General features: G+C 41.2%; 14 protein-coding genes and 1 pseudogene. 4 read left to right on the forward strand and 11 right to left on the reverse strand.

What is annotated here, in order from left to right:
* Nucleotide 1: 1 nt before the first annotated feature.
* The 5 genes and pseudogenes from EPL05_RS19710 to EPL05_RS19725 form a co-directional block, all read right to left on the reverse strand.
* Nucleotides 2-334: a YnfA family protein gene (locus EPL05_RS19710; RefSeq protein ID WP_128535719.1), complete on the reverse strand. Its 333-nt coding sequence runs from the start codon at nt 332-334 to the stop codon at nt 2-4.
* A 41-nt stretch (nt 335-375) separates the two neighbouring features.
* Nucleotides 376-1,041: a metallophosphoesterase family protein gene (locus EPL05_RS19715; protein WP_128535720.1), complete on the reverse strand. Its 666-nt coding sequence runs from the start codon at nt 1,039-1,041 to the stop codon at nt 376-378.
* 1 nt (nt 1,042) lies between these two features.
* On the reverse strand, nt 1,043-1,198 hold the full coding sequence (locus tag EPL05_RS24400; protein WP_243837333.1) for a hypothetical protein: 156 nt from the start codon (nt 1,196-1,198) through the stop codon (nt 1,043-1,045).
* A 75-nt stretch (nt 1,199-1,273) separates the two neighbouring features.
* The gene (locus EPL05_RS19720) at nt 1,274-1,789 is read right to left on the reverse strand and encodes a metallophosphoesterase family protein (protein ID WP_262708205.1); all 516 of its coding nucleotides are present in this window, start codon (nt 1,787-1,789) and stop codon (nt 1,274-1,276) included.
* Nucleotides 1,790-1,810: 21 nt separating this feature from the next.
* Nucleotides 1,811-2,100: pseudogene (locus EPL05_RS19725) on the reverse strand (arsenic resistance protein); the annotation flags it as partial.
* 60 nt (nt 2,101-2,160) lie between these two features.
* Here EPL05_RS19725 and EPL05_RS19730 point away from each other — a divergent pair.
* Both EPL05_RS19730 and EPL05_RS19735 read left to right on the forward strand, forming a co-directional pair.
* Complete coding sequence (locus EPL05_RS19730; protein WP_128535721.1) at nt 2,161-2,556, forward strand: hypothetical protein; 396 nt, start codon at nt 2,161-2,163, stop codon at nt 2,554-2,556.
* 77 nt (nt 2,557-2,633) lie between these two features.
* Nucleotides 2,634-4,814, forward strand: coding sequence for a TonB-dependent receptor (locus tag EPL05_RS19735; protein WP_128535722.1), 2,181 nt, complete (start codon nt 2,634-2,636; stop codon nt 4,812-4,814).
* A gap of 215 nt (nt 4,815-5,029) precedes the next feature.
* On the opposite strand, the gene EPL05_RS19740 is transcribed toward EPL05_RS19735, so the two are convergent.
* Nucleotides 5,030-5,803, reverse strand: a complete 774-nt coding sequence (locus tag EPL05_RS19740) for a CPBP family intramembrane glutamic endopeptidase (protein WP_128535723.1) — start codon at nt 5,801-5,803, stop codon at nt 5,030-5,032.
* A 95-nt stretch (nt 5,804-5,898) separates the two neighbouring features.
* Between EPL05_RS19740 and EPL05_RS19745 the strand changes: the two genes are divergently transcribed.
* Nucleotides 5,899-8,319 (forward strand): patatin-like phospholipase family protein, encoded by a 2,421-nt coding sequence (locus EPL05_RS19745; protein WP_128535724.1) that lies wholly within the window; start codon nt 5,899-5,901, stop codon nt 8,317-8,319.
* 3 nt (nt 8,320-8,322) lie between these two features.
* Here EPL05_RS19745 and EPL05_RS19750 read toward each other — a convergent pair whose 3' ends face one another.
* The 5 genes from EPL05_RS19750 to EPL05_RS19770 form a co-directional block, all read right to left on the reverse strand.
* Complete coding sequence (locus EPL05_RS19750; protein WP_166727762.1) at nt 8,323-9,420, reverse strand: L,D-transpeptidase family protein; 1,098 nt, start codon at nt 9,418-9,420, stop codon at nt 8,323-8,325.
* An 85-nt stretch (nt 9,421-9,505) separates the two neighbouring features.
* Nucleotides 9,506-10,117 (reverse strand): hypothetical protein, encoded by a 612-nt coding sequence (locus tag EPL05_RS19755; protein ID WP_449406715.1) that lies wholly within the window; start codon nt 10,115-10,117, stop codon nt 9,506-9,508.
* An 89-nt stretch (nt 10,118-10,206) separates the two neighbouring features.
* Entirely contained in the window at nt 10,207-10,515 is a 309-nt protein-coding gene (locus EPL05_RS19760; protein WP_166727763.1) for a hypothetical protein, read from the reverse strand.
* A 212-nt stretch (nt 10,516-10,727) separates the two neighbouring features.
* Nucleotides 10,728-11,465 carry an SDR family oxidoreductase gene (locus EPL05_RS19765; protein WP_128535728.1) on the reverse strand — a complete coding sequence of 246 codons (738 nt, stop codon included), beginning with the start codon at nt 11,463-11,465 and terminating at the stop codon, nt 10,728-10,730.
* Between the two features lie 32 nt (nt 11,466-11,497).
* Nucleotides 11,498-11,935 carry an SRPBCC family protein gene (locus EPL05_RS19770; RefSeq protein ID WP_208394794.1) on the reverse strand — a complete coding sequence of 146 codons (438 nt, stop codon included), beginning with the start codon at nt 11,933-11,935 and terminating at the stop codon, nt 11,498-11,500.
* A 74-nt stretch (nt 11,936-12,009) separates the two neighbouring features.
* Here EPL05_RS19770 and EPL05_RS19775 point away from each other — a divergent pair, with 74 nt between their 5' ends.
* The gene (locus tag EPL05_RS19775; protein WP_128535729.1) at nt 12,010-12,372 is read left to right on the forward strand and encodes a winged helix-turn-helix transcriptional regulator; all 363 of its coding nucleotides are present in this window, start codon (nt 12,010-12,012) and stop codon (nt 12,370-12,372) included.
* The last annotated feature ends 137 nt before the right edge of the window (nt 12,373-12,509 follow it).

Here is a 12,509-nt window from a genome sequence, read left to right on the forward strand (position 1 = left end):
ATCATCTCGCTCTTGGCATGTAAATAATCATACAAGCACCAATTAAAGCGATAGCAGCACCAATTATATCCCAGCGGTCAGGCTTAAACCCATCGACTTTCCAAGCCCAGATCAACGCCAAAACGATGAAGATACCGCCGTAAGTGGCATATACGCGGCCAAATCCAGCAGTCTGCCAGGTCGCAACTACGCCGTACAAGGCCAAAATGAAGCCCCCGGCAAGCCCCATCCACCAGGGCTTATCTTCTTTTAGCCAAAGCCAAACCAGGTAACCACCACCAATTTCCAAAAGTCCGGCAAGAATAAAAATAAATAGTGATTTGAAAATAGCCATAGTCTTTAAAATTAAGAACTTTTTAATGCTTTCAATTCATTTCAATATGCCTTATGTAATTTATCTGCTAAATCATCCGGCAAAAGGCTGTTTATAATCGCTTGAACAGCCTTATCCAAGTCGTAATCGAAACGTTTAAATTCAACTTTAATTGATCCGCTTTCGGCAATAGTCAAAAGTACATAACACCCTTGCGGATTGCCATCTTTCGGTTTACCGACAGAACCGATATTGACAACGTGTTTATTATTCCCAATGATACGATGGTATGGTTTATGCGTATGGCCGATACATAAAATATCAGCTTTGGCTTCCTCCATCATTTCTAACACATAGTTTTCCTCAAGGTCTTCTAATACATACTCATTGATACTACGTGTACTGCCATGTGCCAGTACCAAATTGAGGTGATCGCTGTTTAGCTGAAATTCCAACCTGATATGTGCAGGCAGCGTATTCAAATAAACCCTGTTATCATCCGTAACCAATTCATAAGCATAACCTTTGGTCTTCAGGTCATGATTACCAGCGAGCATGGCAAGGCCACGTTTGCGTACTTCAGCAATTACTTCATTGGGCCAAATATTGTAGCCGATCAGGTCGCCCAGGCAATAGATGGCATCTGGTTTATTTTTGTCAACGTCGGCCAGGAACGCTTCAAACGCCGGGAGGTTGGCATGGACATCCGAAAAGAGTGCAATTTTCATATTAGGCGTTTCTTAACATATCAGCATATTCATTAGGCAACGGGCTGTCTTCAACCGCTTTTGCCGCTTTTTCAATATCATAATCAAAGCGGATAAACTCAACTTTTACACTGTCTTTGTCTTTTATCGAACTGTTTTCATTGATATGCAGTAACACATACCCGCCGCGCGGGTCTTTGTCTTTTGGCTTGCCTACCGAGCCGATATTAATGGCATGGCGGTAATGCGTATACTATGTAATTTGTGTGGGTAGGATACGGTGATAGGGCTGGTGCGTATGGCCAAAGCACATTACGTCGGCATCAGCCTGTTCCATAATTCGCAGCATACTTTTTTCGTCCCTGTCTTCAAAAAGATATTCATTTACCTTGCGGGGGTTGCCGTGTACGAATAAAACATTCAGTTTATCATTGTTCAACTGAAATTCTAACCGTATGTGGGCAGGCAGGGTACGCAAATAAGCCCTTTGTTCATCTTTTACCGCTTCATTGGTATAAGCAATAGACACTTTGCCTAAAGCCTTCTCTTCGTCAGTTTTGTAAGCGCAACCGCAATCATCATTATGACGCCCAATACCAAAATCATAATTACCGGCGATGGTCGGTATTCCGCGCTTGCGAATCTCGTCAATCACTTCATTTGGCCAAATATTATATCCTACCAGGTTACCGAGGCAGTAAACCGCATCCGGCTTGGTTTTTTCAATATCGGCAAAGAATGCTTCCAATGCCGGTAGGTTAGCGTGTATGTCGGAAAAGAGCGATCTTTATTATTCTACAGTGGTTAAAGTTTTGGTGGTGTAGTATTTTTTACGGAAGTAAAAAGCAAGGTTGACTAACGCGATGAGCGCAGGCATTTCAACCAACGGGCCGATCACACCGGCGAAGGCTTCACCCGAATTGATCTCAAATACACCGATGGCCACGGCAATTGCCAGTTCAAAATTATTTCCAGTAGCCGTAAATGCAATAGAGGTGCTTTTAGAATAATCCGCGCCCTATGATTTGCCAATGAAGAAACTGAGCACAACATAATGGTAAAGTAAATTACCAATGGTATTAAGGAATTAAAACATTACCGTGCTATACATAGTACTAAATTTATCTACATTTGTACTAAATGAAAAGATCAATCACGACCGCTTTATTAGCCTGTTATTTTTTGGCCGGAAGCGTAATCTTTCCTTTGAGTGATTTTTCTTTGATGCGCGACCTTCCTGCGATGTACCGCTCCTATTGTGAGGTCAAGGCTGGTACACCGGATATTTGTGATTTTGTCGGCGATTACCTACTGCACGGTAAAGAGCTATTTGGGAACAACGCCCATGACGCCCAACCAAAAAACGGTGGGGCGCTACAGTTCCAACATCAACCCACGCTTTCGATCTTCTTCGTTGAGCATGTATTCCGGCTTTTTACCATTACCAGCCACCCCATAATTAATAAGCCTATCTACAACATTCTATTCTATACTTCTGAATATCACCATGAACATTTCAGGCCACCGATAGCCTAAATATCTCACTCCATTTTTATTCATACAGTTTTTAACGCAAGCCAGAGCATAGCTATGGCTAAATATTCATATTATACATGAAAAGATTTTTCATGCTGATATCCTTTGTGCTGCTGGCACATTTGGTATCAGCGCAGAATACATTCCGAGCGAAAGTATTCAACGACCAGACCAAAGCGGCGCTGAAAGGCGCGACCGCGACCATTCCTGACCTAAAGATCAGCATAAGCGCTGATACCAGCGGCTTATTGACTATTCCTAATATACCTAACGGTAAATTCGAGATTGAGATCACCTATGTGGGTTTTGGCAAAAGCGAAAAGGTTTACAGTTTTCCAATGCAAACTCCCGATCAGGTATTGACCATTAACTTGGAACCATCAACCGGTGAACTGGCAGAAGTAACCGTACAAACCACCCGAACCAACCAGAACCTGCGGGATATCCCAACGCGTATAGAGGCGTTGCCCTTAGAAGAACTGGACGAAAAAAGCACCATGCGTCCCGGCGATGTCAGAATGCTGCTGGGAGAAACCACTGGCATTCACGTCCAGCAAACTTCAGCGGTGAGCGGCAGTGCCAGTTTCCGTATCCAGGGCTTGGGCAGCAGGTACACGCAACTCCTGCAAGATGGGATGCCCTTGTACTCAGGCTTTTCGGGTAATCTCAGTTTATTACAGATCAGCCCGCTGGACCTACGACAAGTAGAATTTATCAAAGGATCAGCCTCGACTTTATATGGCGGCGGCGCTATTGCAGGTTTAGTCAACCTCATCAGCAAAGTGCCGGAGAAATCACCTGAACTGACTTTTCTTTTGAATGGCACAAGCGCCAAAGGTGCAGATGCCAGCGGCTATTACAGCCAAAAGTGGAAACATATCGGCACGACCATATTTGGTTCTTATAATTACAATGGCGCTTATGACCCATCGAATACCGGGCTAAGCGCTATACCACTAACCAAACGTTTTACCATCAACCCGAAAGTATTCCTGTATATGGATGAACATAATTCCGGCTGGTTCGGTGTAAATACCACTTATGAGAACCGTTTGGGTGGGGATTTGCAGGTCATTTCCGGTCAACCCGATAATGTGCATCAATATTTTGAGCAAAACAAAACATTCCGCTTTTCAACTCAGCTCTCATTTACCCATAAGATAGATGAAGAAAGCAAGATCAATTTAAAAAATACGATCTGTTATTTTGACCGGGATCTGGCCGGGCCAGCGTTTGATTTTAAAGGCAGGCAGGTTTCCTCGTACAGTGAAGTCAACTATGTGCGTAATGGCGAAAAAGCTTCCTGGGTTGCCGGTGCCAACCTGATCACCGATCATTTTACGGCAGAACCCCCGCAAAACAGCCTAAGCTATAACCAGGTTACCATCGGGACTTTTGTACAAAACACTTACAAGGCAAATAATTGGTTCTCTGTAGAGAGCGGTTTACGCCTTGATATCAATAACCCCGCACCGGCCACACCATCATCGGGTCTATTTATTTTGCCGAGAATAAACGCGCTGTTTAAGATCACAGACCATTTGAGTAGCCGAATTGGCGGCGGACTGGGTTATAAAATGCCGTCCTTATTCAACGACGAAGTAGAACAGGATGACTATGTGCATATCCAGCCCTTAAACATCGGCAACACACAAGCTGAACAATCTTATGGTTTAAACGGCGACCTGAATTACCGCTGTGCATTAGGCGATGAAGCGGTTATTAACGTAAACCAATTGTTTTTTTCAACAAGGGTGGACAGACCGTTGATTCTGCAAAGCAATAGTTTTATTAATGCTCCCGGTTACTTAAACACACAGGGCGCGGAAATCAATATCAAGTTGGTGATGGATGAACTGGTATTTTATGTCGGCTATACTTACACTGATACCAAAACGCATTTCAACGGGATAAGCGAGCTACAAACACTTACGCCCAAAAATCAATTAAGTTTTGATGTGACTTATGAAATTGAAGGAAGTTTCCGTTTCGGAGCTGAAAGTTTTTATACCGGCCCGCAGTTATTATCAGACGGTACCACCGGAAAAGATTACGTAACCTTTGGTTTATTGGTACAGAAGATGTGGAAGCACCTGGATATTTTTGTAAACGCTGAGAATTTGACTGATCAGCGCCAAACCAAATGGGGCAGTATTTACACGGGCAGTTTGACTACTCCTAAATTCAAGAACATTTACGCGCCTTTGGATGGTGTGGTGGTTAATGCTGGAATCAGGATCAAGTTGCTCAATAAATAAAAGCGAACTGAAGTTCTGGTTTTTTATCGCTCGCTATCTTTGAATAATAGGCAGCTATCTTAAACAATGAAGACTTTTCTATTTTTTAAAAGCAGTTTAAAAAATAGATGCTAACCAAGTACACGTGCTTCTTTAAAGACGGGATCCACATCTTTGGATAGTTTGAGATTCAGATGAACAGTTAAATTTGCAAAATCCATGGAAAATAACAGGGTCTATTTGAGCACCTGAGCTAACGTAATTGCTGTGAACAGTGCCCAGTCATTCAAGATGTGAGCGCCTGTAGACACCCAAATATTCTTTGTTCTGATGAATGCAAGTGTCAAGGCAATCCGGGCACCTCCTATAATTACAAAACACTGTATAATATTCCAGTTGTAAGTAGTCAAGTGGATAGCACCAAACCATAGCGCTGATAAAAGCCACGCCCAAAGAATAGATTTTTTTCTCGATACACTAAACTTTAATTGAAGTATTGACATGACTGCTAAGAATGGAATTACAACAAGCAGTTCTTCACCGAAAAGTTGTATGCCGGTTCCAACGTAGAAAGCCACCAGTTCCGCCACATGCGCATGCCCGAGGCCATTTGTTGCAGGTGTATCAGCAGTATGAAAGCCAAGTGCCTGTACAATTATGGCAATAATAGTAGTTATAACTATATTTAATATAGCGAAGATGACCATATACCAATAATCTTTAGCAACCGGCTTTCTGAAAATCGCTTTCCAATAAGGCTTAGTAAGATACCAAAAGATCGCCAGTGGTGTAACCGTGAATAAGATACGAGTTGGAATCATTTCGATATTGTTGTGCGTGGGTATTAAACTCAGCACAAGGAAACCTACAAAAGTCCCTAACCAGGCCACAATCCATTTCCAAGTTTTTAAGTAAACAGGTTGACCGTTATAATATGGAAAATCAATGTCATTTTGTTCCTCAATTAATTTCCCAAAACGCCTGTCGTTACCTAACTTAGCTTTAACCATGATGTCTTGACTTTTTTTCTTAAATATACTTTAAGCAACACTAATATCAAGGGCTTAATTAAACTTAGGTAAATATAGCTTTCAACTCTTTTTGAATGTATTATCGCGAAGCAACTTATAAATTTTTACTGTCGACTTCCTTATTTTATATATTGGTAGTATGTGGAGCCACATGCTTTGCGCAAAATCAAATTGCCGCGCAACCTAAATCACAGCCTAAAATAGGGCTTGCACTAAGCGGTGGTGGAGCCAAAGGGCTCGCCTACATCGGCTTGTTGAAAAAGATAGATTCTTTGGGGATCAAAGTGAGTTATATCACGGGCACCAGCATGGGCGGCGTAATAGGTAGCCTGTACGCTATGGGCTACTCGGGGCGGCAATTGGAAGATATTGTAAAGCGTATTAACTGGAATTTGGCACTGTCTAACAATGTACCGCTTAGCCAAATTAATATTGAGGAAAAAGACGAGTACGGGAGGTATCTGCTGGAACTGCCAATTCATAAAGGTAAACCCTCTATACCGATATCAATTATTGAAGGGCAATATTTATCAGAGGTACTAAATACCTACACTTATCCTGCCCGAAACATTACCGACTTTTCGAAACTATTCATTCCCCTCCAAATCACAACTTCAAATATTATAGACGGAAAAGTGGTTATGCAAAAATCAGGGTCATTGCCGTTGGCTATGCGGGCTACAATGGCCATTCCGGCTGTGTTTACATCTGTTTATATTGATGACAAAATATTAGTAGATGGTGGTGTTACACGCAACTATCCAGCGGCAGAATTACGCAACATGGGTGCAGACTATGTCATAGGTGGCTACACCGGCTTTCATCTATTAAAAGAAAAAGAGCTTGAATCACCTTTTAATCTGCTTATGCAAACAATGTCATTTGGAGAAGTAGAGGATTTTGGAAAGCAAAAAAGCCAAACGAACTTATTGATAGATTACACTGAAGTGCTTGCTGGAATTAGCGCCGCCGATTTCTCCCGTTATAACAAAATAATGAAACGGGGCGAAATAGAGGCCGAAAAATATTTGCCTCAGTTAATAAAAATTGCAGAGCAGCAAAAGGCTGATCATAATACGGCTGCGCCACAACATTTTGAAACTGCAAAAACACCCGTTGTTAAATATAATTTTATCACCAACAGAAATAAACAAATTACTGATACCGCGGAGCTTGATATGCTACAGCATGTTTGGAAGTTGGATACCGGCAAATACTATGATGCAGCAACGGTAAACAACAATATTCGTGAAATCTTCGGCACTCGTTTTTATGATAAGGTTTTCTATACTTTTAATAACGGCACCAAAGGTTTGGAAATGGATATCCACCTAAAAAAAGGAACTAAAGGGCATTTTAAAACCGCTGTACATTACGATACCGACCAGTCCGCAGGGATTATTTTAAACTACACGTATTACAACTTGCTTTTTAACCGGTCGCGCTTTTTGGTTACTGTAGATGCTACTGAGCGATTTAAAGTGAGAACAAACTATTACAAATTCATCAGCCCTGATAATAAGCTATGGGTGAGGGGCGATGCCGAATACCGCAACCTAAAAAGTAACGATTTGCTGCTATCCCTGTTTTCGGTAAAAGACCTTAATTCGCCCCCGCCCGACTATTTTATCCGCTCAGTTAAAACTTCTGCCAGTGTAGGTTATTCGTTCAACCATTCCATGTATGCGCAAGCCGGGATAAGTTATGAGTTGGAGGATGTTTACAAGGCAAAAAGCATTGTATCTAAGGTAATTGGCGTAGACGAGCGCAACACGGTTTACCGCCATTATAACGAAGCCTTCTTTTTGAAATTTGTTCAAAATTCTACATCTTCGGCTTATTATCCTGTGTCAGGCAATAAATTAGAATCGGAATTTAAATACACTTTTGATAATCGCCTTAAGTTGAATAACATAGCCGGAACCGACACGAATGAAATTGATATTTACCAATATTTAAACCCGCAAAGTAACCTATATACCCCAAAAGGCCTGCCGGGTAACATTACCAGATTTTACGTAAAAGATGAGATTGCATTGCCTCTTACACCCGCAATATCGTTAAAAATAGGAGTACTAACTGGCTTTAACAGCAGCAGTCGGTTTGGGGCAAATGGCAATAATTTCTTCTATCTGAATAATAATTTTGGGCTGGGCGGCACCGATCAACGTGACCTGTATTCCAACCAGGGCTTTATTGGTTTAAGGCAGGGAGAGCTTCCTTTTAGGGGCTTAACGGCGTTTAATTTTTCGGCGCAGTACAACCCAATTAAAAATATTTATTTTATACCGATGCTGAGTTATGCCGCCGAAAGCAACGGATACAACACAGTAGCCAATTTATTTAAAAAAGGGCATGATAATATTGGTTATGGCTTACATCTCGGCTATATGTCGGTAATTGGCCCGGTGGATTTTGTTATTAGCAAAAGCACCATTGTAAACGAAATAAGTTTGCCTTGGCGGGCCTATCTTTCTTTAGGCTATAAGTTCTAAGCTTTAATTCTGCAAAAGTAGTTCAAGCAACCGGCCGTCCCTGTTGTATACATCTTTCCTGAAGTTAAGCACGCCCTGGCTATCAACAAACGCGGTAAAGTAACCAATATAAACGGGCACCTTATTCTTTAAAACAACAGTATTTTCCGTACCTCGGTGCATGGCATTGTCAATTTTCTCAGGAGTCCATTGTTTGTCGTTACGCAATAATCTTATGGCCAGTTCGCGTGGCTCACCTACCCTGATACAGCCGTGGCTAAAAGCCCTTTCCTCTTTAGTAAACAGCGGTTTAGCAGGTGTATCGTGCAGGTATATATTGTTCGAATTAGGGAATATAAATTTGACAAGGCCAAGTGAATTTTTTACACCCGGCAATTGGCGCACGTTGCCACCGTTCCATTCCATATTGTGGCTGGCGAGGTAATTGGCGTTTCGTGCCATGCCGGGCTTTATTTCTTTTTTGATGATGCTTGGCGGTATATACCAGTACGGACTAAATACAATGTATTGCAGGTGCCCGCTAAAAATAACGGTTTCGGTCATTACCTTGCCTACAACCACCCTGCAGTTCCAAGCCAGTTTGTTGTCTACATAATAATGTAACTTATACTCTGGGATATTTACCAATATAAATTCGCCGCCATGGTCATCTACGGGGATCCAGCGCAGCCTTTCCAGGTTGATGATCATCTGCTGGATGCGTTTTTCAAGAGGCACGTTCAACTCGTCGACCAAGCCTTTGTTTAACTGTGCATCAACGTTTAAACCGTGTCTTGTTTTAAAACGCTTAACGGCAGCCTGCAAACTATCATCATAAAATTTACTTGTCGTGTTATCTGTTAGGTCGCCAAGCTGAGTGAGGCGTTTACGCAATATAGGAAGCACGGATGCCGTATCGCCCGGTTTTATTAAACTTAATTTAGCAGCATAAGGTACCATAATATCCTTCTCCTTACTGGTCAGGCTTTGATAAACATTCAAAGCTTTTCTCAGAGCAGTGTATTGTGGTATCACGGCTGTCTGAGCTAATTTTGATTTAAACTGGGGCTTGCGACCGGTATTCCCCGGAACGTTTAACGGGATCTCATTTAATATGTACAATATTTACGCAACGTTTGGGCTTCATTATCAATTGTAAAAGACACGGTTGATTTGTGTAAGATACATTGCTTAGCATATCTTTAAGTTAATTGGTGGCCTTTAATTTTCGGTCTTTATTGAAACCGATCTTTACCTTGCCGTTTTCATCAGCCTTGGCTCGTAAATGCAGCACAATGCCCCTATAGCGTTTCTTTAGTAGTTCGGTTTTATCTGTAATTGAACTGTCGCCTTTGGGGTTACGCAGTGGTACATCAAACGTAAGATTGGTGCCGCCATTTAAACCGTAAGTACCCGCTACGTCCGCATTCAACACGCTCGAACTGATCTGCATCGGGCTTATTTCTATCTTATCGCCGTTAACGGCAAAGTTTGCATCTAAATTTGGAATGTTGATCAGCTTTAAATTGCGAAACGGGAATGCATATTTGATAACGCCCTGCAGCCCTTTAAAATTAATAAGAGCAGCATTTTGAAGATTGACCTTCACATTACCACTTAAGGATTGCGGGATCAATGCAGCCTTATCATTTATATTTAACGTAACATTCGTTTCTGCCGAAAGCAATCCTTTCAAATTTTGATCGGTGAGTTCTTTCAGGCCAAAACTATCAAAGAAATCGCGCACGTTAACCTTGCTGATGGTTGTATTTACATTGATAATATTTATTAAATGGCTTCGCTTTATGCCTCCATTCATCTGAAGAGAACCACCCGAAGCGTTAAGGTGGATGTTATTAAAAACAATGCCCGAGGGTACGGTTTTTAGGTTTGCTCTAATATCCGTAGCTAAAATTTATTGTAATGCACATTGGCTGCTTTCAGTTGTATGGCCACACTACACTTGTGTATAACATTATTTAGTTGCTTAATAACGTTGACGCTGTTAGTGCTTTTGGGAGCCTCGTGCTTGCCCTGGTGCAGGAAACCAATAAACTCGGCCAGGTAAATTTGCCTGCTCCTTATATTGCAATCGAACAATATCTTTTCGGGCGCTGTGTAATAAAAATCAAGAAAATTATTCATTCTGCCTTCAATCGCTACGCTGCTCCCGCCAGTTTGCATGGCAATGTTTCTTAATAGCAGGTCGTTCTTCACAAGACTTAACGACGCGGAAATTTTTCAGATCCAAGCCCGAAGGAATGTACTTCATGTTAGCACCTTTTACGTGGATATTTAATTGTCAGTACCGATAGAAAAAATAATATATCTTTCCCCAGACCTGGACATAATTCGAACCATTTTATCGAACAACTGAAAATTTTAAACTATTTGCAAGCGGTTTAATCTAAGAATTAGGTATTTCATTTTTAGGGATTCACCGCCATAAAAGCTTCCTCTGGAGACCTCAGAAATAGCTGATATATTTTTTCGGTATCTCCTACATGTATTTCTAATTCATCTTTTTCAAAGCTGTCGATAAACCACGATGCCACCTCAGCTGCGGTAATTTTAGGCGCATCTAATCCTTTCGCTAAGGGCGTTTCAGTTAACGGCGGCATCAAATCAAAAAACTTAATTTTTGACCCCTTTCTTTTCAGCGCCAGCCGCGATGCCAGGGCGAATGAATGTAGTGCGGCCTTGGTAGCACTGTAGGTTGGGTAATTCAGGTTTGGAACAAATGCGAGCCCGGATGTAGTAACCACAAATGCGGCTTCCGTTTTGGTACTTAATAATGGTTCTAAAGCATGGGTTAGCCTAACATTTGCGATGTAGTTTGTGTGAATTTCCGACTTCGCATATTCCAGGTTATATTCTGTGCTATAAAGCGAATAGTCATTAGCTGCGCCAGCATTGAGTATAGCAATATTCAAGTCGCTAAAATTTAGCTTTATCGTTTGAATGAGTTTATTCATATCATTTTCGTCAGTCAATTCTACAGCAATTGCTACAGCGTTTTCCAATTTTGACGCTTCAATTTTAAGTTGGTCAATTGACCTATCCGCCATGATAATCTTATTATTTTGTTGGCTAAACAACTTGGCGATTTCTAATCCAATACCACTGGCTGCTCCGGTAATCAAAATGGTGTTTCCTGATGTTTTCATATGTTATATTTGCGATTATGGAAATTAAATAACTAACTAGTTTGATTTTTAAGGTAATTTTTCAGGTTGCTCCCGATGATCTGCTTCCAGCCATCTTCATACCTGCGTCTTGCAAAGTGCGGATCATCCGGAAAGCTTGCCAAGCCTGTATGGGTAAGCTTAAGTCTGGTTTTATTGCCTACCGGAAACAATTCAAATATCACTTCTGAACTGCCTGGGTAATCCTTGTAAATCCAGCTATGCCCTAATTTTCGTCCCTCATCAATTTTAGTAACCTGCCATTCTTTTTTATAATCTGAACCATCGTCGGTAAACTCAAATTTGTAGCTGACGACAGGCTTAAATTTTTTTAACTGAGGAAAATACCATTCTTTCATATCGTCTTCATCAGTAAGTATTCTCCAGACTTCTTCAATGGGAGCATCATAAACTTGCTCAAGTTCAAATGGTCTATTATCCATCATTTTCATTTTAATAATATCTAAGTAACATTAACAATCCTTATTAGTTGCAGGATTATGGTATCTTTGAGGATACCAAAGATATGAGAGACAAAGAAAAACATATTTTTCATCGTGATGTTCAGGATGCATTGGAACTGATAGGAGGTCGCTGGCGTGGTGCTATTATGGCTTCACTTTGCGGAAGCCATAAACGATTCTCGGACCTCAAGGCGGACTTAAATCCTGTCACTTCGCGGGTATTAATTAGAGAATTGCGGTACCTTGAACATAACAGGCTTATTGTAGTAGAAAGAAGTTCACTGGCAGCAAATTCGGTGCTTTATTCTCATTCTGAACATGGCAGCAGTTGCGCGCCTATTATCATTCAACTTCGCGATTGGGCAGTAAAACATCGTATTATTATGCTCGACGTGATAAAAGAGAATAGCAATTCTAAAACTTAGTTTATGAATATCGTTATAGTGGCTTAATACCAAAATCAATCTCCAATAAAGTAACTTCCCGAGAGTGGACTCGAACTACTTCATATATAATTTGAAAGAGATATCCGGTTTAGCGTAAAGTGTTCTAGCCCATTCTG

The sequence above is a fragment of the Mucilaginibacter gilvus genome, from assembly GCF_004054195.1.
In the GTDB taxonomy this organism is placed as follows: domain Bacteria; phylum Bacteroidota; class Bacteroidia; order Sphingobacteriales; family Sphingobacteriaceae; genus Mucilaginibacter; species Mucilaginibacter gilvus.